This is a genomic window from Microbacterium sp. NRRL B-14842 (genome assembly GCF_050470785.1).
The window spans coordinates 2,777,365-2,797,030 of the sequence record NZ_JBFLUM010000001.1; the positions used below are offsets into that span (position 1 = coordinate 2,777,365).

23 protein-coding genes and 1 pseudogene are annotated in these 19,666 nt (G+C 71.6%); 17 read left to right on the plus strand and 7 right to left on the minus strand.

The genetic code is table 11. From position 1 onward, the window contains the following. Positions 1-76: 76 nt before the first annotated feature. Positions 77-532 carry an SRPBCC family protein gene (locus AB1285_RS13550; protein ID WP_187663031.1) on the minus strand — a complete coding sequence of 152 codons (456 nt, stop codon included), beginning with the start codon at positions 530-532 and terminating at the stop codon, positions 77-79. 101 nt (positions 533-633) lie between these two features. Between AB1285_RS13550 and AB1285_RS13555 the strand changes: the two genes are divergently transcribed. The 7 genes from AB1285_RS13555 to AB1285_RS13585 all read left to right on the plus strand — a co-directional run bounded on the left by AB1285_RS13555 (position 634) and on the right by AB1285_RS13585 (position 7,443). Beyond that, positions 634-1,671, plus strand: coding sequence for an FUSC family protein (locus AB1285_RS13555; RefSeq protein WP_259951919.1), 1,038 nt, complete (start codon positions 634-636; stop codon positions 1,669-1,671). Between the two features lie 101 nt (positions 1,672-1,772). After that, positions 1,773-2,432, plus strand: a complete 660-nt coding sequence (locus AB1285_RS13560) for a DNA alkylation repair protein (protein WP_292794062.1) — start codon at positions 1,773-1,775, stop codon at positions 2,430-2,432. 13 nt (positions 2,433-2,445) lie between these two features. Continuing rightward, complete coding sequence (gene deoD, locus AB1285_RS13565) at positions 2,446-3,159, plus strand: purine-nucleoside phosphorylase (protein ID WP_187663028.1); 714 nt, start codon at positions 2,446-2,448, stop codon at positions 3,157-3,159. A gap of 110 nt (positions 3,160-3,269) precedes the next feature. Continuing rightward, complete coding sequence (locus tag AB1285_RS13570; RefSeq protein ID WP_187663027.1) at positions 3,270-3,641, plus strand: hypothetical protein; 372 nt, start codon at positions 3,270-3,272, stop codon at positions 3,639-3,641. A 68-nt stretch (positions 3,642-3,709) separates the two neighbouring features. Next, a complete protein-coding gene (locus tag AB1285_RS13575; RefSeq protein ID WP_187663026.1) occupies positions 3,710-4,273 on the plus strand; it encodes a GTP-binding protein in 564 nt (187 codons plus the stop codon). Continuing rightward, entirely contained in the window at positions 4,270-4,770 is a 501-nt protein-coding gene (locus tag AB1285_RS13580) for a hypothetical protein (RefSeq protein ID WP_370428068.1), read from the plus strand. The genes AB1285_RS13575 and AB1285_RS13580 overlap by 4 nt, the downstream gene beginning before the upstream one ends. Before the next feature lie 24 nt (positions 4,771-4,794). Then, on the plus strand, positions 4,795-7,443 hold the full coding sequence (locus tag AB1285_RS13585; protein ID WP_370428069.1) for a DEAD/DEAH box helicase: 2,649 nt from the start codon (positions 4,795-4,797) through the stop codon (positions 7,441-7,443). 15 nt (positions 7,444-7,458) lie between these two features. Here AB1285_RS13585 and AB1285_RS13590 read toward each other — a convergent pair whose 3' ends face one another. From AB1285_RS13590 to AB1285_RS13605, 4 genes are read right to left on the minus strand one after another with little or no spacing between them, the layout of a single operon-like run. Continuing rightward, the gene (locus tag AB1285_RS13590) at positions 7,459-7,848 is read right to left on the minus strand and encodes a VOC family protein (RefSeq protein ID WP_370428070.1); all 390 of its coding nucleotides are present in this window, start codon (positions 7,846-7,848) and stop codon (positions 7,459-7,461) included. Positions 7,849-7,890: 42 nt separating this feature from the next. After that, positions 7,891-8,841, minus strand: coding sequence for a D-alanine--D-alanine ligase family protein (locus AB1285_RS13595; RefSeq protein ID WP_370428071.1), 951 nt, complete (start codon positions 8,839-8,841; stop codon positions 7,891-7,893). Beyond that, the gene (alr, locus tag AB1285_RS13600; protein ID WP_370428072.1) at positions 8,838-9,959 is read right to left on the minus strand and encodes an alanine racemase; all 1,122 of its coding nucleotides are present in this window, start codon (positions 9,957-9,959) and stop codon (positions 8,838-8,840) included. The genes AB1285_RS13595 and alr overlap by 4 nt, the downstream gene beginning before the upstream one ends. Beyond that, positions 9,956-10,639, minus strand: coding sequence for a M15 family metallopeptidase (locus AB1285_RS13605; RefSeq protein WP_259951900.1), 684 nt, complete (start codon positions 10,637-10,639; stop codon positions 9,956-9,958). The genes alr and AB1285_RS13605 overlap by 4 nt, the downstream gene beginning before the upstream one ends. Positions 10,640-10,726: 87 nt before the next feature. Between AB1285_RS13605 and AB1285_RS13610 the strand changes: the two genes are divergently transcribed. Continuing rightward, positions 10,727-11,398 carry a response regulator transcription factor gene (locus tag AB1285_RS13610; RefSeq protein ID WP_259951898.1) on the plus strand — a complete coding sequence of 224 codons (672 nt, stop codon included), beginning with the start codon at positions 10,727-10,729 and terminating at the stop codon, positions 11,396-11,398. Positions 11,399-11,408: 10 nt separating this feature from the next. Then, positions 11,409-12,482, plus strand: coding sequence for a sensor histidine kinase (locus AB1285_RS13615; protein WP_311198654.1), 1,074 nt, complete (start codon positions 11,409-11,411; stop codon positions 12,480-12,482). Positions 12,483-12,564: 82 nt separating this feature from the next. On the opposite strand, the gene AB1285_RS13620 is transcribed toward AB1285_RS13615, so the two are convergent. After that, positions 12,565-14,082, minus strand: coding sequence for an SDR family NAD(P)-dependent oxidoreductase (locus tag AB1285_RS13620; protein ID WP_187663018.1), 1,518 nt, complete (start codon positions 14,080-14,082; stop codon positions 12,565-12,567). Between the two features lie 93 nt (positions 14,083-14,175). On the opposite strand from AB1285_RS13620, the gene AB1285_RS13625 reads away from it, so the two are divergent. The 8 genes and pseudogenes from AB1285_RS13625 (at position 14,176) to AB1285_RS13660 (ending at position 18,287) form a co-directional block, all read left to right on the plus strand. After that, on the plus strand, positions 14,176-14,391 hold the full coding sequence (locus AB1285_RS13625) for a hypothetical protein (protein ID WP_187663017.1): 216 nt from the start codon (positions 14,176-14,178) through the stop codon (positions 14,389-14,391). Positions 14,392-14,485: 94 nt separating this feature from the next. Continuing rightward, a pseudogene (locus tag AB1285_RS13630) lies at positions 14,486-15,061 on the plus strand (M4 family metallopeptidase); the annotation flags it as partial. 82 nt (positions 15,062-15,143) lie between these two features. Beyond that, a complete protein-coding gene (locus AB1285_RS13635) occupies positions 15,144-15,557 on the plus strand; it encodes a M4 family metallopeptidase (protein WP_429977497.1) in 414 nt (137 codons plus the stop codon). After that, positions 15,532-15,846: a protealysin inhibitor emfourin gene (locus tag AB1285_RS13640; RefSeq protein WP_429977477.1), complete on the plus strand. Its 315-nt coding sequence runs from the start codon at positions 15,532-15,534 to the stop codon at positions 15,844-15,846. The genes AB1285_RS13635 and AB1285_RS13640 overlap by 26 nt, the downstream gene beginning before the upstream one ends. A 90-nt stretch (positions 15,847-15,936) precedes the next feature. Continuing rightward, positions 15,937-16,173 carry a hypothetical protein gene (locus AB1285_RS13645; protein WP_429977478.1) on the plus strand — a complete coding sequence of 79 codons (237 nt, stop codon included), beginning with the start codon at positions 15,937-15,939 and terminating at the stop codon, positions 16,171-16,173. Between the two features lie 102 nt (positions 16,174-16,275). Continuing rightward, positions 16,276-17,034, plus strand: a complete 759-nt coding sequence (locus AB1285_RS13650) for a ribonuclease H family protein (protein ID WP_370428073.1) — start codon at positions 16,276-16,278, stop codon at positions 17,032-17,034. A 28-nt stretch (positions 17,035-17,062) separates the two neighbouring features. After that, positions 17,063-17,449: a DoxX family protein gene (locus tag AB1285_RS13655; RefSeq protein WP_187663012.1), complete on the plus strand. Its 387-nt coding sequence runs from the start codon at positions 17,063-17,065 to the stop codon at positions 17,447-17,449. A gap of 139 nt (positions 17,450-17,588) precedes the next feature. Beyond that, positions 17,589-18,287, plus strand: coding sequence for a Pr6Pr family membrane protein (locus tag AB1285_RS13660; RefSeq protein ID WP_370428074.1), 699 nt, complete (start codon positions 17,589-17,591; stop codon positions 18,285-18,287). On the opposite strand, the gene AB1285_RS13665 is transcribed toward AB1285_RS13660, so the two are convergent. Further along, positions 18,278-19,630, minus strand: coding sequence for a flavin monoamine oxidase family protein (locus AB1285_RS13665; protein WP_370428075.1), 1,353 nt, complete (start codon positions 19,628-19,630; stop codon positions 18,278-18,280). The two genes, AB1285_RS13660 and AB1285_RS13665, sit on opposite strands and share 10 nt — an antisense overlap. Positions 19,631-19,666 lie beyond the last annotated feature (36 nt).

Here is a 19,666-nt window from a genome sequence, read left to right on the forward strand (position 1 = left end):
CCCTCCGACGCCCGCAGCCCTCACACGCGACGAGGCCCGGGCCGCGCGCAGCGGTCCGGGCCTCGAAGAGGATGCGTCAGGCGTCCACGTCACCGCGCCAGGCGCCGGTCTCGACGCCACGGCCCTCGATGAACTCCTTGAAGTTCTTCAGGTCCTTCTTCACCGCGTGGGATCCGGCGCCGACCAGGGCACCGACCTTCTCCAGGAGTCCCTCCGGCGCCCAGTCGAGCTGGACGGTCACACGCGTGGTGTTCTCGTCGATCTTGTGGAACGTCACGACGCCCGCGTGCTCGGTCTCGCCGCCGACGCTGTTCCACGCGACGCGCTCATCCGGGTGCTGCTCGGTGATCTCGGCGTCGAACTCACGCTCCGCGCCCCCCACGTTCACCTTCCAGTGCGTGTGGGTCGCGTCGATCTGCGTGATGGAGACGACCTCGTCGAGGAACTTCGGGAAGCTCTCGAACTGCGTCCACTGGTTGTACGCCGTGCGGACGGGAACGTCGACGTCGATGGTCTCGATGATCTGCACCATGGGGATGCTCCTCACTTGTTCGTCGTTCGTGTGCTTCCATTCAGCCCGCTGCGGGCGAGATCGGCGATGGGGTTGACATCGGCGCGACTACCGTGGAGGTCATGCGCATCCCCGCCGCGATCCGCGCCTCCCAGCGCTCCCCCCTGCTGCAGGTGGTGAAGTCGGCCGCGGCGACCATCGCCGCGTGGCTGATCGCGGGCTTGGTCTTCCCCGGGCAGCTGCCGGTGTTCGCCGCGATCGCCGCGCTGCTGGTCGTGCAGCCCAGCGTCAACCAGTCGCTGTCGAAGGCGCTGGAGCGCAGCATCGGCGTGATCGTCGGCGTGGTGATCGCTGTCGGCCTCGGCCTGCTCCTCGGCTCGCCGAGCTGGATCGTGCTGCTCGCGATCGTCGTCGCGATGCTCGTGGCATGGATCTTCCGGGCGTCCCCCGGCACCGGCAACCAGGTCGCGATCTCGGCGATGCTCGTGCTGGCGCTCGGGTCGTCGAGTCCGGAGTACGCGATCGCCCGGATCGGGGAGACCCTCATCGGGGTGGTGATCGGCATCGTCGTGAATGCGCTGATCGTGCCACCGGTGCTCGTCGAGCCGGCGCGGCGGGACGTGGGGCTGCTCGGACGGGAGCTCGCCGCGAGCCTCGACCGTCTCGCGGACGCCCTGCCCGCCCCGCAGACTCCGGCGCGGCTGCAGGAGCTCATGCTCGAGGTGCGGCTGCTGCGACCCATGAAGGACGCCGCCGAAGCCGCGATCGCCGCCGGGGAGGAGTCGCTCACGCTGAACCCCCGGCGCTCGACCCACCGCGCCGACCTGCAGGAGCTGAGGGCGCTGCTCGACCGGCTCTCGCCCATCGTCACGCAGACCATCGGCATGACGCGGGCCTACTTCGACCACTACGACGACCGGCTCGGCGAGGAGCCCGCGGTGGCCGCGATCGCCGAGCAGCTCCGCCGGGCCGGGCACGACGTGCGTCTCGCGGTGCAGACCACGGCTCCCGCCGCAGAGCCCGAACCGCTGACCTCCGCCATCCCCGCGCTGACCGCTCCGCTCGTGATCCGTCCGCCGTCCTCGCAGCACTGGATCCTCATCGGCTCCCTCATGGAAGACCTCCGTCGCATCCGCGGCGAGCTCCTCGACGAAGACTGAGTACCGACCCACCCCCCTTCGCACCTCCCGGCCCCCTCTGTGCGTCCGCAACGGGCCGGGGCGCACCGAAAGGGGTGGGTCGGCGGGGTTACCCTGGCGGGATGACAGTCGAGGAGGCGCTGGCGGAGCTCGCGGCGCTGGAGGACCCGAAGCAGCGCGCGGCGAACGAGAAGCGCGGCGACGACCACGGCATCAACCTGAGCCGCATGCGCGCCCTCGCGAAGCGCATCAAGACGGACCAGGCCCTGGCGCGGGAGCTGTGGGCGACCGGCGAGACGTCCGCCCGGCTTCTGGCCCTGCTCGTGTGCCGTCCGGCCGACTTCACCGCCGACGAGCTCGACACGATGCTGCGCGAGACGAGGCCCCCCAAGGTGAACGACTGGTTCGTGAACTACGTGCTCAAGAAGTCGCCCCTCGCCGAGGAGCTGCGCCGGCGCTGGTTCGACGACGCGGATCCCACCGTCGCGTCCGCCGCGTGGTCGCTGACGACGGTCCGGGTGACGAAGGACGCCGACGGTCTCGACCTGCCGCACCTGCTCGACCTGATCGACCGCGACCTGCAGCAGGCCCCGCCGCGCCTGCAGTGGGCCATGAACGAGACCCTCGCGAACATCGGCATCTTCCATCCGGACCTGCGGGGACGGGCGGTGGAGATCGGAGAACGGCTCCAGGTGTTGGCCGACTACCCCACCGCCCCCGGCTGCACCTCGCCCTTCGCGCCCCTCTGGATCGGGGAGATCGTCCGGCGTCGCGAGGGCTGAGTACGCTGAGCGGATGAGCACGCACATCGCCGCGGAACCCGGTCAGATCGCCCCCGTCGTCCTGTTCCCCGGCGATCCGCTGCGGGCGAAGTGGATCGCCGAGACCTTCCTCGACGACGCCGAGCTGTACTCGGAGACGCGCGGCATGCTGGGCTTCACCGGCACCTGGGAGGGGCATCGGGTCTCCGTCCAGGGCTCGGGGATGGGGCAGCCGTCGATGGCGATCTACGCGACGGAACTGTTCACGGAGTACGACGTGCAGACGATCGTCCGGGTCGGATCCTGCGGCGCGCTGACCGAGAAGCTCGCGGTCCGCGACATCATCATCGCCAACGGCGCGAGCACCGACTCCGGGATCAACCGCGTGCGCTTCCACGGCCTCGACTACGCCCCGCTCGCCGACTTCGCCCTGCTGCGCGCGGCGGTGGAGGCGAGCGAGTCGGAGCCGGTGTCGTCCACGGTGCACGTGGGGCCGCTGTTCTCGAGCGACCAGTTCTACAGCACCCGGCCGGAGCTCACGGAGCCCTTCGTGCGGCACGGCATCCTCGGCGTCGAGATGGAGGCGGCAGGGCTCTACACGCTCGCCGCGTTCCACGGGCGCCGCGCCCTCGCGATCTGCACGGTCAGCGACCACATCGTCACCGGCGAGGAGACCACGGCCCAGGAGCGCGAGCAGACGTTCGGCGACATGGTCCGCATCGCCCTCCGCGCAGCGACCTCGGTCTGAGACTGGCCCCCTCGTCGAGTAACGTTATACACTTCACAGGTCGCGCGGCGCCGGGGACGACCGCACAGGGCGGTCGCTGCTGCGCGCGATGAAGACGACTGGGGAGAACCATGGCCACGCAAGATCAGCTCAACACGCTTCTGGCGGACATCGAGCGCGACATCAACGGATTCATCGGGGCGTCGATCGTCGACCTGGAATCAGGGCTGCCGCTCGCCTCGAGCTCCGTCCGTCCGGACTTCGACCTCGAGGTCGCGAGCGCGTTCAACAGCGAGATCGTGAAGAACAAGAAGCGCACGATCGATGCCCTCGGCATCGATGGCGAGCTCGAGGACATGCTGCTGACGCTGAACACGCAGCTGCACCTGCTCAAGATGCTCGACGACGATCTGTTCATCTACCTGGCCGCCGATCGCCAGGCCACGAACCTCGCCCTGCTGCGCTCCTCGGTGAACCGCCGGGTCGCCGCCCTCGGCGCGTGATCCATGAGGCCGTGGGGAGCGGCCTCGGGAGAGGGCGACAGCGAAAGACCGGTCCCGGGGAGCGGACGATGAGGCGCCCCCGACGCCGACGGACCGACCTGCCTCAGCGGTACCGGGTGATCTTCGCCGGTCCGGTGGGCGCGGGCAAGACGACCGCGGTCCGCGCTCTGAGCGACGTCGCGCCGGTGGACACCGACGTGCCGATGTCGTTCGCGAGCGGTGACGGCAAGACCACCACGACGGTCGGGCTCGACTACGGGACCTGGCGGCCGACGCCCGAGGTCTCCATCGCGCTCATCGGCATCCCGGGGCAGCAGCGCTTTGCGTCGGCACGGCAGCGCGTCTCGATCCCGGGCACCCGGGTGCTGCTCTGGCTGCGCGGCGACCGCGACACCCTCGTCGCCGACGCCGACGAGTGGCTGGACGTTCTCGCGGGCGAGGAGCATCGCGTCGTGATCGCCGTCAGCCACACCGCCGGACGAGCGATCGGCGATATCCGGCGCGCGCTCGCCGCCCCCCTCGCGCGACACGGCATCCCCGCCTCGCGCGTCCTCGCGGCCGACGCGCGCGACCGCGACAGCGTGATGCGTGTCGCCGGCGCCGCTCTCGATCTTCCGGAGGAGAAGCCATGACCGGACCCGCCCGGCGGCACGACGCCGCCGCGACGCCCGATCCGTCCCGCATGCACCCCGACGTCGCCGGCAACTGGGCCCTGTGGTCGCGCATCGTCGGCCCGTCGGCGCAGACCCGTCTGCAGCAGTTGGAGGAGCGCTTCCCGGAGCTGACGACCGCGGTCCTCGGCACGGCCGACGGCCTCCACATCGCCTCGCTCGGCGTCGACCAGGACGGCGGCGAGCAGCTCGCGGCGATGAACGGCTCCCTGTTCGGGGTCGCGCGAGCCGAAGCCGAGATCATCGCCGGCGGGACGGAGCCGACCCTGTCGGCCATCGTGTCGCTGTCCATCGGAGAGAACCAGATGGCCCTGCTGAGCTTCCTCCTCGCGCCGTATGGCCAGCTCCTGCTCTCGGTGTCGGCCTCGTCGTCGCAGCTCGGGACCGTGATCGTGCACGCGCGCTCCACGGCGTACGAGCTGCTCACCGCGCTCGGGGTCACGGGATCGGCGACATGACGCAGATGGGATGATCGAAGCACCATGAATCCCACGCCGCGGCTCGAACCCTCTCTCGTTCCCGACGCGGCGGACCCCGACGCGGTCTACCTGACGTTCGTGGAATGGGCGGAGTCGACCGGTATCCGCCTCTACCCCGCGCAGGACGAGGCGCTCATCGAGATCGTCTCCGGCGCGAACGTCATCCTGTCCACGCCGACGGGCACCGGAAAGTCGCTCGTCGCGGTCGGAGCCCACTTCGCGGCGATGGTCGGCGGCCGCCGCAGCTACTACACGGCGCCGATCAAGGCCCTCGTCAGCGAGAAGTTCTTCGCGCTGGCAGAGGTGTTCGGCGCCGAGAACGTGGGCATGGTGACGGGAGACTCCGCCGTGAACGCGGACGCCCCCATCATCTGCTGCACCGCCGAGATCCTCGCGAACCTGGCGCTGCGGCAGGGTGATGCCGCCGACGTCGGCCTCGTCGTCATGGACGAGTTCCACTTCTACGGCGACCCGGACCGCGGGTGGGCCTGGCAGGTGCCGCTCCTCGAGCTCCCCCAGGCCCAGTTCGTGCTGATGTCCGCCACCCTCGGCGACGTCACCACCCTCGCCGCCGACCTGACGCGTCGCACAGGACGGGAGACCGCCTCGGTCACCGGAGTGGAGCGCCCGGTCCCGCTGCACTTCTTCTACGAGACGACGCCCATCCACGAGACCATCGACGACCTGCTGAACACGGGACAGGCCCCGGTCTACATCGTGCACTTCTCGCAGGCGGCCGCCATGGAGCGGGCCCAGGCCCTGTCGAGCACGAAGGTCGCGACGCGTGAGCAGCGGGACGAGATCGCCGCCCTCATCGGCGGCTTCCGCTTCACGACGGCGTTCGGCAAGACGCTCTCCCGCTTCCTCCGGGCCGGCATCGGCGTGCACCACGCCGGCATGCTGCCGAAGTACCGCCGGCTCGTCGAACAGCTGGCCCAGCGCGGTCTCCTGCGCGTGATCTGCGGCACCGACACGCTCGGCGTGGGCATCAACGTCCCCATCCGGACCGTGCTGCTCACCGCGCTGACGAAGTTCGACGGCACCCGGATGCGCCAGCTCAACGCCCGGGAGTTCCATCAGATCGCGGGGCGGGCCGGACGCGCCGGCTACGACACCGCTGGTACCGTCGTCGCCCAGGCGCCCGAGCACGAGACGGAGAACCTCGCCGCGATCCGCAAGGCCGGCGACGACCCGAAGAAGAAGCGGAAGATCATCCGCAAGAAGGCCCCGGACGGGTTCGTGTCGTGGGGAGAGCCGTCGTTCCGGAAGCTCATCGATGCGACGCCGGAGACCCTGACCTCGCACATGCAGATCACCAGCGCGATGCTGCTCAACGTCATCGCCCGGGGCGATGATGTGTTCGGGAACGTCCGCCGGCTCGTCTTCGACAACCATGAGCCGCGCGCCCGGCAGCGTGCGCTCGCCCTCCGCGCCCTCGCGATCTTCCGGACGCTCCGGGAATCGGGCGTCGTGGAGACGTTCGACACGGGCGTGCCCGGAGCACCGAAGGGGGTCAGGCTCACGGTCGACCTGCAGCCCAACTTCGCGCTCAACCAGCCGCTGTCCCCCTTCGCCCTCGCGGCGTTCGATCTGCTGGACCCTTCGACGGGCTCAGGGACCCAGGAAGGCTCAGGGACCCACCCTTCGACAGGCTCAGGGACCCAGGAAGGCTCAGGGACCCACCCTTCGACAGGCTCAGGGGCCCAGGAAGGCTCAGGGACCCAGGTGGGGACGGGGTCGTACGCGCTGGACATGATCTCGATCGTCGAGGCGACGCTGGACGATCCGCGCGCCGTACTCAGCCAGCAGGAGTTCCTCGCGCGGGGCGAGGCGGTCGCCGCGATGAAGCGCGAGGGCATCGAGTACGACGAGCGCATGGAGCTCCTCGAAGGGATCACGTACCCGAAGCCCCTGGAGGAGCTCCTCGACGCCGCCTTCGAGACGTTCAGCGCTGCGCAACCGTGGATCCGGGACTTCGCCCTGCACCCGAAGTCCGTCGTCCGTGACATGTACGAGCGGGCCATGTCGTTCGGCGAGTACGTCGCGTTCTACAAGATCGCCCGCTCCGAGGGCGTCGTCCTGCGGTACCTGTCGGACGCGTACCGCGCCGCCTCCCAGACGATCCCCGAGGAGCGGAAGGACGAGGACCTCCACGACCTCATCGCCTGGCTCGGCGAGCTCGTGCGCCAGATCGACTCCAGCCTGCTCGACGAGTGGAGCGAGCTGACCGCAGGGACCGCCGCCCGCGGCGAGACCGACGAGCCGATCGTCCCGCCCGCACCGAAGCGCCTCACGAGCAACACCCGCGCCTTCCGCACGCTCGTCCGCAACGAACTCTTCCGGCGCGTGCAGCTCGCCGCGCGTGAGGACGTGGATGCGCTGGCCGAGCTCGACCCGTCGTTCGGCGCCGCCGCCTGGTCGGCCGCGCTGGATGCGTACTTCGCCGAGCACGACGACATCGGCACCGGACCGGACGCCCGCAGCTCCCGCATGCTGCTGCTCACCGAGGGTCCGACCGCCTGGACGGCGCGGCAGATCATCGACGACCCCGCCGGCGACCACGACTGGGGCATCAGCGCCACCGTCGACCTCGCCGCGTCCGACGAAGCGGGCGAGGCGGTCGTCACGGTGACGGCGGTCGACCGGCTGTGAGCGATGCGGGCCCCGTCAGGCCTGCATGACAGCGAGCACGTTCCCCGCCGGGTCGCGGAACCACGCGATGTCCGGCCCCTGCCCGTTCCCGCGGACGATGCCGCGGGAGTCCGACGGGAACTCGTCGTCGCCGTAGATCTTCGTCTGCACGCCGCGCTCGTTGAGCTCCTCGACCGCGGCGTCGACGTCCGCCACCGGGAAGTTCAGGACCGTGAAGCTCGCCGGGGTGTGGTTCGGTTTCGCGTAGACGAGGATCGACCCGCCGCGGGCCAGGCGCAGATCGAGGAATCCCATCGCGTTGACCTCGACGTCGAGCCCGAGGGTCGTGCCGTAGAACTCTTTCGCCGCGTCGATGTCGTCGACGCTGAAACCGCTGAACGCGTTCTCCGCTGTGAAGGCTGCCATGCCCCCAGCATCCGCCTCCGCACGCGCCGTGTCGAGCCCCTCTCACACGGCCGCTCGGACGAGCCTGCCCACGAGGTCGACGTAGTCCACCCCGGCCGCCGCGAACATCCGCGGCACCTGGGAGGCGGCGGTCAGCCCCGGCATCGTGTTCACCTCGTTGAGCACAGGGCCCTCGTCCGTGAGGAAGAAGTCCATCCGGGCGACGCCGTCGCACCCCAGGGCATCGAACATCGCGATCGCCGCGCGCTTGAGCGCCGTCGTGGCGGCTGTATCGAGCTGCGCGGGAACCGTGAAGCGGGCCGTGCCGTCGTACTTCGTCGCGGTGTCGAAGAGCCCGGGCGCGTGGATCTCCAGGGGCGGGGCGGCCCACCGCACCCCGCCCTTCTCCCGCAGCACGGCGACGTCGATCTCCCGTGCATGCACGACCTCCTCGACCAGGATCCGCCGGTCGAACCGCGCTGCCCCCCGCAGCGCCGTGAGCAGGTCGCCCTCCTCCGTCACCAGGCTCACGCCGTGGCTTGAGCCGGCCGTGACCGGCTTGACCACGACCGCGCCGTCGAACTCCACATCGCCGATGTCCTCCGCGGCGACCAGTCGCCCCCTGGCGGTCCGCAGCCCCACGGCCTGGGCCACCAGCTTCGTGGCCCATTTGTCCATGCCGATCGCCCCCGCCCCCAGCGCGGATCCGACCACGGGGACCCCGGCGAGCGCGCACAGCGCCGCGAGGGCGCCGTCCTCCCCGAGCGCCCCGTGCACGGCCGGGAACACGACGTCGCTCGCCGCGAGCAGCGGCAGGGCCTGCTGCAACGATGCCGCCGGACTCACGCCGGGCGGGATGCCGTCCGTCCGCCAGACGCCGTCGCGATCGATCGTCACGGCCGTGACGCTGTGTCCGCCCAGCCGCAGCGCCGCAGCGACCGCCGCGGCCGACGCGAGCGACACCTCGTGCTCCGGGTTCTGTCCCCCTCCGATGACCAGGACCTGCTTCGTCATGCGACGCTCCTCCTCACTCGCGGGCCGATGCCCGTGACGATGGTGTGCGGGATCGTGCCCGCCCACCGTGCCCAGTCCTGCACCGACGGCACCGCGCCGCCGTCCGGCCCGAACACCGACGCGACCGCTCCCCGCGGGAGCGCCCTCCCCCCGGTGTCGACGACGATCTGATCCATCGACACCCTCCCGACGATGAGGTGCCGTTCCCCTCCGATCTCCACCCCCGCACCCGGCCCGACCTCCCGCGGGATGCCGTCCGCGTACCCGACGCCCACGACGCTCAGGTGCGTGGCCGTCGCCGTCGTGTGCGTGCCCCCGTAGCCCACGACGGTTCCGGCCGGCACGGCGGCGCTGTGCACCACGGGCGCGGTGAACCGGGAGGCCCCGACCAACGACACCGTCTCGGACGGGTCGATCCCCACGAGGGCGGCCCCCACCCGCACCATGTCGAAGTGCGTGGCGGGGTCCGTGAGAGCCCCCGACGTCGCCGCGAGGTGCACGAGCAGCGGTCCGAACCCGGCGCGCAGGACCGCGTCCCTCCCCTGGCGCATCCGCAGCACCGCGGCCGCGTTCGCCCGCGGATCCGCGGCGTCCGCGCAGGGGAGGTGCCCCATCACCCCGACGACATCGATCCGTCCGCGGGCCGCCCTCGCCGTGCGCAGCAGAGTGTCCCAGTCCTCCACGGGGCACCCTCCGCGCGCCATCCCGGTGTCGAGGTGCAGGTGCACCCGCACGGAAGCTGTGGCATCGGCCGCGAGCTGGCGCAGCTCCTCGACGGAGCCCACGGCCACGTCGACCCGCGCAGCGGCCGCGAGCGGCGCGTCGATGCCCGCCGGATGTAGCCAGGCGAGGATCGGCACGCGCAGGCCGGCGTCGCGCAGCGCGACCCCCTCGGCGACGTCGGTGACCCCGAGCCACTCGGCTCCCGCGGCCACGGCGGCGGTCGCCACCGCCACCATGCCGTGACCGTAGGCGTCGGCCTTGACCACGGCCATGACGGGAACCGCAGCGGCGGCCCGCACGCGGCGGAGGTTCTCGGCGACGGCACCCGGAAGGGTGGACAGGGTCGGTGCGTGCAGGCGGGACAGGGTCGCCCCCTCCGGGAGCACCGCGGTCATCGCTGCATCCTCGGGTCTTCGGTGGCATCGGCGTACTGTGCGGGGCAGCCGTCCTCGACAGCCTCCGGTCGCAGCTCGTAGTGCCAGGACTCGTTGGCGTAGGTCTGGCAGAGCCCGTAGCGCCAGCCGCGCTGGGCGAGCCAGTCGAGGGTGGGGAGCGGACCGAGGTCGACCGCGTCGCCGGAGACGTGCGCCGAGGTCTCGGCGGTCGCCACCCAACGGCGCGCCTCCTCCTCCGAGCCGTAGTCGTCGATGGCGTCGCGGAGCAGCTGCTCCTGCAGCGTGGCCGACCGCCATCCGCTGTTCACGACGAAGGTGACCCCGTCGGCCTCGGCATCGGAGGCGGCACGCTGGAGGGCGTCGAGCAGCGCGGGGTCGAGGTTGCCGACGGCGATCCTGTCGACGTCGAAGACCGTCGGCTGATCGCCGTCGCGGATCACGCCGTCCGCCTCGCTCGGGGCGAGCACCGATCCGGTGGTCGGCGGATGCGGATCGGTGTCGGAGCCGGAGGAGCCGGTGGTGGCGGGCGTGACGATCGGGGCGGTCTCGGCGAACGCGGCCGAGAGCGACTGCTGCACGGCGACGGCGGCGACCACGGCGAGTGCCAGCACGGAGGCCGTGGTGGCGATCCGCCGACGGCGCCGTGCCCGGACGGCTCGGGGGGTGTGGAGGTCGTTCATGCTTCCAGTGAAGAGAGGACGCGGTTGCCAGGGCGTATGGCGTTTTCCATACACCGCCGATATGCCGCACTGCGTAGGATCGCTGCCATGCGTGTGCTGATCGTCGAGGACGAGCCCTACCTCGCCGAGGCGGTCCGCGACGGGCTGCGGCTCGAGGCGATCGCGGCCGACATCGCCGGCGACGGCGACACCGCGCTCGAGCTCCTGAGCATCAACGCGTACGACATCGCGATCCTCGACCGCGACGTGCCGGGGCCGTCCGGCGATGACATCGCGCGCTGGATCGTCGCCTCGGGCAGCGGCATCCCCATCCTCATGCTCACGGCCGCCGACCGGCTGGACGACAAGGCCTCCGGGTTCGAGCTCGGCGCCGACGACTACCTCACCAAGCCGTTCGAGCTGCGGGAGCTGGTGCTGCGGCTGCGCGCCCTCGATCGCCGCCGCCAGCGCGCGCGACCGCCGGTGCTGGAGATCGCCGGTCTTCGTCTCGACCCGTTCCGCCGCGAGGTCTACCGCGACGGCCGGTACGTCGCCCTCACCCGCAAGCAGTTCGCCGTGCTGGAGGTGCTCGTCGACGCCGAGGGCGGTGTGGTCAGCGCCGAGGAGCTGCTGGAACGGGCGTGGGACGAGAACGCCGACCCGTTCACGAACGCCGTCCGCATCACCGTCTCCTCGCTGCGCAAGCGCCTCGGCGAGCCGTGGCTGATCCTCACGGTGCCCGGCGTCGGCTACCGGATCGGGGCCGACCCGGATGCGTAGGCGGCGCGGGATGAGCGTCCGCCTCAAGCTGACGCTGAGTTACGCGGGCATCGTCGTCGTCTCCGGCCTCCTGCTGCTCGGCGCCGTGGCGCTCTACCTCCTGCGGTACGTCCCGGATGTGCAGATCCCCGTCGTCGAGTTCTTCGTCCCCAACCGCTCGGACCTGATCCGGGCGTTCGTACCCGTCGCCGCGATGGTGATGGTCGCCCTGCTCGCGATCGGTCTCGGCGGCGGGTGGCTGCTCGCCGGCCGGATGCTGGCCCCGCTCGACCGCATCGGCGACGCGGCCCGGCTCGCGGCCCAGGGCTCGCTGTCGCACCGGATCCGCATGGAGGGCCCGAGCGACGAGTTCCGCGACCTCGCCGACGTCTTCGACACCATGCTGGAGCAGCTGGAGGCGCACGTCTCCGAGCAGCAGCGCTTCGCCGCGAACGCCTCGCACGAGCTGCGGACCCCCTTGGCCATCTCGCAGACGCTCCTCGACGTGGCCCGCACCGATCCCGACCGGGACGTCGACGCCCTCATCGACCGGCTCCGCGAGGTGAACACGCGGGCGATCGACCTCACCGAGGCGCTGCTGCTGCTGAGCAGGGCGGATCAGCGCACCTTCTCGCGGACGCTCGTCGACCTGTCGCTCCTGGCCGAGGAGTCCGTCGAGGCCCTCCTCCCGCTCGCCGACCGCCGCGGGGTCGAGGTTGAGGTCTCCGGTGTCCCGGCGACCGTGCTCGGCTCCTCCGCCCTGCTGCCGCAACTCGTCATGAACCTCGTCGCCAACGCGATCGTCCACAACCGGGGCGACGGCGGCGGCTCCGTCGCGGTGCGCACGCACTCCCTCCCGGACGCGGTGGCCCTCGTCGTGGAGAACACCGGTGCGGAGCTCCCCGCCTCCCAGGTCGCCACGCTCGTCGAACCCTTCCAGCGCGGCACCGAGCGCACGCGGGGAGCGGAGCACGCCGGGGTGGGCCTCGGCCTCGCGATCGTCCAGCGCATCACCCAGACACACGGCGGCACCCTCGTGCTGACCCCCCGCACCGGCGGCGGCCTCATCGTGACCGTCTGGTTCCCGCACCCCTATCCCGGCTGACCCGGCTTTCGAATCGCGCGATTCGCCCTGTTTCGGCTCCGGATAGAACCATTCAGGCGATTCGAACGGAGTCGAACGGGCGTCACCAGGGGCTGGGCTCGTAGTCCTTGAGGAAGACGCCGTGGATGTCCTCGCCGGCCTCGCCGCGCACGATCGGGTCGTACACGCGGGCGGCGCCGTCGACCAGGTCGAGCGGGGCGTGGAAGCCCTCCTCCGCGAGCCGGACCTTCGTGTAGTGCGGGCGCTCGTCGGTGATCCAGCCGGTGTCGACGGCGGTCATGAGGATGCCGTCCGTCTCCAGCATCTCCCCCGCGCTCGTACGGGTCAGCATGTTCAGCGCGGCCTTCGCCATGTTCGTGTGCGGGTGGCCTGGACCCTTGTAACGCCGGGAGAACTGCCCCTCCATCGCGGAGACGTTCACGACGTACTTCCGGCGCGACGGCGACGCGGCCATCGACGCCCGCAGCCGGCTGATGAGCAGGAACGGCGCGGTCGTGTTGGCGAGCTGCACCTCGAGCATCTCCAGCGGATCGACCTGATCCACGGACTGCACCCAGCTGTTGACGCGGTTCACGTCCGGCACGAGTCCGCCCGCGTCGATCGCCGTGCCGTCCGCGTGCTTCTCCAGCGAGGACGAGCCCGGTGCCATCGCGAGCCGTGCGAGGTCTTCCGCGGTGAGCGCCTGTCCCCCCTGCTCCGCGACCGTGCCCCCGAGCGCGGCCACCGACAGCAGCGGGTGCGAATCGACCGAGGCCTGCAGCGCCTGCGGGTGCGGGTCGACGGTGTGCCCGAAGGTCTCCATCTCCGGCAGCGGCCCGTCCGGCAGCGGCTGGAGCTCCGCGTCGGCGAGCAGCGAATAGGCTCCCGGCGAGCGGCGGACCGTCTGGGCGGCGTTGTTGATGAGGATGTCGAGGGGCCCCTGCGCGGCGACCGAGTCGGCGAGCCCGATCACCTGGGCCGGGTCGCGGAGGTCGATGCCGACCACGCGCAGCCGGTGCAGCCAGTCGCCCGCATCCGGCAGGGCCGAGAACCGGCGCACCGCGTCGCGCGGGAACCGGGTGGTGATCGTGGTGTGCGCGCCGTCGCGGAGGAGGCGCAGCGCGATGTGCATGCCGATCTTCGCGCGGCCGCCGGTGAGCAGAGCGCGCTTGCCGGTGAGGTCCGTGCGGGCGGTGCGCTTGCCGTGACTGAAGCGCGCGCAGTCAGGGCAGAGCTGGTGGTAGAACGCGTCGACGAGCGTGTACGGCTGCTTGCAGATGTAGCAGTTGCGGGGTTTGAGGAGCTCGCCGGCGATGGGCGCGTCCACCACGCTCGTGGCGAGATCGTTGCCGCGCGTCTCGTCGTCGATGCGGTCGGGAGCGCCGGTGGCGGTGCGGGCGACGACGGCCTTGTCCGCCTCGGCGATCGCGTCCCGGATCTCCTTGCGCCGCACGCGCTTGACCGCCTTGAACATCGCCGCGGTCGCGTGGCGCACGGCCACGAAGTCGGGGTGCTCGTTGTCGATCGTGTGCAGCTCGGCGAGGACGCGCAGCGTCGTGGCGAGGTCGTCGGGGTCGATGCCGGGGCCCAGGTCGGGAGTGGCGTCGGGCGCGTCGGTCATTGGGCCGATTTTACGCGACAGTCCTCGGGGTCTCCTGCCGTGTGGGGTGCCGGGCGCCGCGCGGCTACGCTGGGTCCGGACGGAAGGGATGAGATGAGGAAGGCCGGCACGCTGAGGATCGTCGCTTTCGTGTGCCTCGCTCTCGCCGTCATCGGGACGGTCGCATCCTTCTCGGTCGTCCGGGCGGGCGGCGCCGACGGCGCCGTGTACCTCGGCGTGAACATCCTGCTGGCGGTGCTGGGAATCGTGCTGCTCATCGTCGGGGCACGTCGCCGACCCGGCGCCTCCCCTGGCGAATCCGGCGACTAGCACTCGCACGGCCACCGCTGCCATGGCTCCCGCCGTCCTCGAGGAACGGCAGCGGGTCTCCTGCTCTGTCCGATCCCCGGCGTAGGGTCGACGCATGAGCAGCGCAGAATCCTTCCCGCACCCCGGCGTCGTCCCCTCCTACCTGCTCGCGCGCCTGGCCGAGTCGGGTCGCTTCCCCAAGGCCGCGGCCGCCGCCCGGCAGACGCTCACCGCCGGGCGCCCGCCCTTCCGCGCCCGCATCGACCTCTCCATCGACGAGAACGGCGACCTCGTCGCGCAGCTCTCCGATGCGCCGAACCGCACGATCAGCGACGCCGGCAACACGCAGCAGCTCCCGGGGGCCGTGGTCCGCACGGAAGACGACGAGCCGGTCGCCGACACCGCCGTCAACGAGGCGTTCGACGGCCTGGGCGCGACGTTCGAGATGCTGCTCTCCGCGTTCGGCCGCAACTCGCTCGACGACGCCGGCGCTCCCCTCGACGCGACCGTCCATTACGGCGTCGACTACGACAACGCGTTCTGGGACGGCGAGCGCATGGTGTTCGGCGACGGCGACGGCGAGGTGTTCCAGCACTTCACCGGATCGCTCACCGTGATCGGGCATGAGCTCGCCCACGGCGTCGTGCAGCACACGGCGAACCTGGAGTATCAGGGCCAGCCGGGCGCACTGAACGAGTCCGTCGCCGACGTGTTCGGCGCCCCTCACCGAGCAGTACGCGCTGGGGCAGTCCACCGACCAGGCGAGCTGGCTCATCGGGGCGGAGATCTTCACCGACGCCGTGGAGGGGTCGGCTCTGCGCTCCATGATCGCGCCGGGCACGGCCTACGACGACGACGAACTCGGGAAAGACCCGCAGCCCGACCACATGAGCGGGTTCGTGCGCACGACCGAGGACAACGGAGGCGTGCACATCAACTCCGGCATCCCGAACCGCGCCTTCGCCCTCTTCGCCCTCGACCTCGGCGGCAACGCCTGGGAGCGCGCCGGCACGGTCTGGTACCGGGCGCTCACCGGCGCCTGTCGAGCACCGCGAACTTCACGGACTTCGCCGACGCCACGGTCGCCGCAGCGGCCACGGTCGATCAGGAGACGGTTCGCCGCGGCTCGACGTGCCTGGACGACCGTGGGAGTCTATGAGGATGACCGAGGACCCGACGCCGCCTGACGCCCCCCGTCCAGTCATCGCCGTCGTGCGCTCGGGAGGGCTCGCCGGCATCCGTCGCCAGTGGCGCGTGGAGGCCGAGCCGCCGGACGCCGAGGAGTGGATCGGGCCTCATCGACAGCTGCCCCTGGACGACGACGTCGACACGGAGCCGGGGGCCGACCGGTTCGTGTGGAGCATCCGCGCCCGCACCCCCTCCGAGCGCCGGGAGCGGGAGCTGCCCGACTCCGCCGTGGACGGTCCGTGGCGCGCCCTCGTCGATGCCGTGCGGGAGGCCGCTCGCGACGCGTGAGCCCGCGGTCGCAGAGTCGCACTCCCGTCACAGGAACCCACGGATCCCTGCGACCTCGGTGGGAAACCGCGACCCCGCGCCGCCCGGGGGGTGACAATGGACACATGGGACTCTTCCAGCAGCGACCCGAGGAAGAAGAGAAGCAGTGGGGGACTCCCCTCTGAACCTCTCGAGAGCTCGCCCGCAGACACGCTCGACGCCGCGCCGGCGCTCGACCCGCTGACCCTCGGCCTCGACACCCCCTCCTCGGTGAGCTCGATCGTGTTCCCGGTCGCCCCGCCCGCTCCCGAGGCCGAGAGCACCGAGAACGCCGACCCCGAGGACTGACCCCGCACGGCGTCGCACTCTCCCACTCCCGTCGCAGGTTCCGCGGGAATCCGTGCGACCGCGGCGCGAAAGTGCGTCCGCGGCCAGCGATACGGTGGACGGATGACCATCACCGCCGCCGCAGACGGCTCCGCCCTGGGCAACCCCGGCCCGAACGGCTGGGCCTGGTACATCGACGACGCGAACTGGGCGGCCGGCGGCTCCCCGCACGGCACGAACAACCAGGGCGAGCTCCGCGCCGTCCTCGAACTGCTCCGGGCGACGGCCGGCACCGACGAGAAGCTGCTGATCGAGTGCGACAGCCGTTACGTGATCGACTCCGTGACGAAGTGGATGCCGGGCTGGAAGCGCCGCGGATGGCGGAAGTCCGACGGCGGGCCCGTGCTGAACCGCGACCTCCTCGAGGGGATCGACGAGGCCCTGCGCGGTCGCGACGTCGAGTTCTCCTGGGTCAAGGGCCACGCCGGGCACCCACTGAACGAAGCCGCCGACGAGCGCGCGAACGCCGCCGCCAAGGCCTATCAGCAGAAGCAGGAGCCGCGTCGAGGCCCCGGGTTCACCCGCGCGACCGATGCCGGAGCCGCCGTCGCCGCCTCCGCGCCGGTCGCCGCTGCCGCTACGGAAGCCCCGGCATCCTCCTCCACGGCACCCTCATCCCGCACCACGACGCCCGTCGCGGAGGCGGACTTCGCCCAGCCGCTGTGGGCCGAGACCTCAGACCTCCTCGACGGACTCGACCTCGCCCAGGACGACCCCATCGTGCTCCAGGTCCCGCTGTCCCCCGACGAGCACGCCCGCCTCCGGGACCGCGCCGAAGCGCAGGGCATCACCCTGGAAGAAGCGCTCCGCCGCCTGATCTGACGGAGAGCGCGGGGCGTACACTCGCACCATGTCGACTCCCCGCACCATCGGCCGGATCTTCCTCGGCGCCTCGCTCGTGTTCGCCGGCGTCTCCCACCTCACGTTCGCCCGAGGGGAGTTCCAGGCGCAGGTGCCGGAATCGCTGCCGCTCGATCCGGACACCACGGTGCTCGCGTCCGGCGTCGCCGAGGTCGCACTCGGCTCCGCTCTCCTTCTCGCCCGTCGCCGCCGTCGCTCGGTCGGCACCGTCGCCGCTCTCTTCTTCGCCGCGGTGTTCCCCGGCAACGTGGCCCAGTGGATGCATCATCGCGACGGCTTCGGCCTCGACACCGATATGAAGCGCTTCGTGCGTCTGTTCTTCCAGCCGGCCCTCATCGCGCTGGCTCTGTGGTCCACGCGCGCCCCGCGGCGCTGACCGACCCCGCGAGAACAAACGTTCCCGCGAGAACCGGCCCCCACACTCACCCGCGCCTGAACCCGCGCGGGGGCCTGATGCGGCGTCACCCCGGGTCGGCTCCGTAGACTCGGCGGATGGCGGAAAGGACGAGGCGACGGTGAACAAGCGCACCGTCTTCGGCCTGCTCCGGCTCACCGCCGCCGCCGTCTGCCTCATCGCGCTGATCCACCGCCTCGCGTGGGGACTCGCGTCGAACACCATCGCGAGCCAGAACTTCTTCGCGTATCTGACCAATCAGTCGAACATCGCCTTCGTCGTCCTCCTGACCATCGCCGGAGTCCTCGCGCTGCGGAGAGCCCGCGATCCGCGGTGGCTCACCGTGGCGCTCGCGCTCGTGCTCACCTGGACCATCACCGCCGGACTCGTGTTCGCGATCCTGGTCTGGCAGGCCGGAGTCCGGGGGATCCGCATCGACGTGCCGTGGTCGGATCAGGTGCTGCACTTCTGGCTGCCCGCGGTGACCGTCGCGGCCTGGGCCCTGGCCCCCGGGCATCGGGCGGTGCCGTGGCGGGTGATCCCGGTGACCCTGGCGTACCCGGTTCTGTGGGGCGTCGCGACACTCATCCGCGGACCGCTGATCGGCTGGTACCCGTACTACTTCCTCGACCCGCGGCAGGTGAGCGGTCCCGTCGAGTTCACGGTCTCCTGCGCGATCGCGCTGGCCGTCTTCGCCGCCGTGGCGACCGCGCTCGTGCTCATCAGCCGCCTGCCGGACCCGTGGGACCGCGCTCGTACGGAGCCGCCGCCCGAGGACAGCGCCCCGGCCGAGGCCGCACGTGAGACGGTTCAGGCGTAGAGCGCCAGCGACCCGAGCGCCGCCTCGACGGCCTCGGCCTCCCCGAGCTCCGCGAACTCCCGCGCGGCCGCACCGCCCACGATCCCGACGAGCACGTTCTCGCCGGTCGAGGGGCGGAGGTTGATCCACGTGGGGATCGCGATGTCCTCGCCGACCGCGTGCCAGATCGCCTCGTCGCCGTCCCAGAACGGCTCGTCCCACCGCAGCCAGACCGTCTCGATCGCACCCATGCCGAGCGCGGACACGGCGCCGCGGTTGTCGAACGGCAGCGGCGGATCGAACTCGATGGCCTGCTCCTGCAGCACCCCGAGCGGCACCGTCAGCAGCACCCGGTCGAAGGAGAGGGCCTCGCCGGTGCCGAGGCGCACGCTCACGCCGGTGTCGTCCCACGCGAGACGGGTGACCGGGGAGCTCAGCCCGACCTTCACCCCGTCCAAGGTGCTCTCGATGAACGGGGTCAGATCGTCGCCGACGCCCTGCAGCGCTGCGTCCGGGAGCGGCGGGGCGAACCAGCTCGACAGGTCGGCGGCGTCGGCGCCCGTGCGTGCGGCGAGGAGCGCGAGGAGGGCGGCGGTCGCGGGATCCTCCGGGTCGATGCCGGCCGCCACCAGGGCGTCCGCCACCGAGGAGTCCTGCGGGGCGGACTGCGCCGTGGTCACCGCGGCCTCCACCGGCTGCGGATCCACGGGGTCGACGTCGCCCTCGGCGGAGCGCCACCGCGCCCCGTCGAGGTCGACGAGCTCCATGTCCCCCTCATCGATCGCATCGAGAAGCTCCGCGTCGGCGTCGCCGAACAGCCACGCGCCGAGCTGCACCGGAACCGGCCAGTCGTCGCCCGTGCGGGAGAGGATCCGACCGCCGACGCGGTCGCGCGCTTCGAACACCGTCACCTGCAGGCCGTCCTCCGCGAGCTGCGCCGCGGCGGTCGCCCCGGCGATCCCGGCGCCGATCACGGCCACCCGCTCGCCGTCCTCCGCGGCGACGGTGAGCTCCCGAGCAGCACGGCGGCCCGACCGCAGGGCGCCGCGGACGGTACCCGGCGCCTCGTCGTCGGTCGCCTCGCCCGCGAAGAAGAGCCGGTCGTCGACGGGCTGCGCGAGCGCCGTGCGGGTCGCCGCGAGCACCCCCACGGGAGTGAAGCTCGCGGCGCCCCCGGCGAACGGGTCGGTGGTCCAGGTGCTGCGGATACTGCCGCTCGGAGCGGGGACACCGGGCGGCGGCTCCGGTTCGCGCGTGCGAGTGGGGGTCGGCGTCGGTTCCGGCTCCGGCGTGCAGGAGGCGAGAAGCACCGAGACGGCACCGGCACCGGCGCCGAGGAGCAGGGTACGGCGCGTGATCCTCATCGTGCCGCCACTTTATCCCGCTTTCGCACAGGCAGA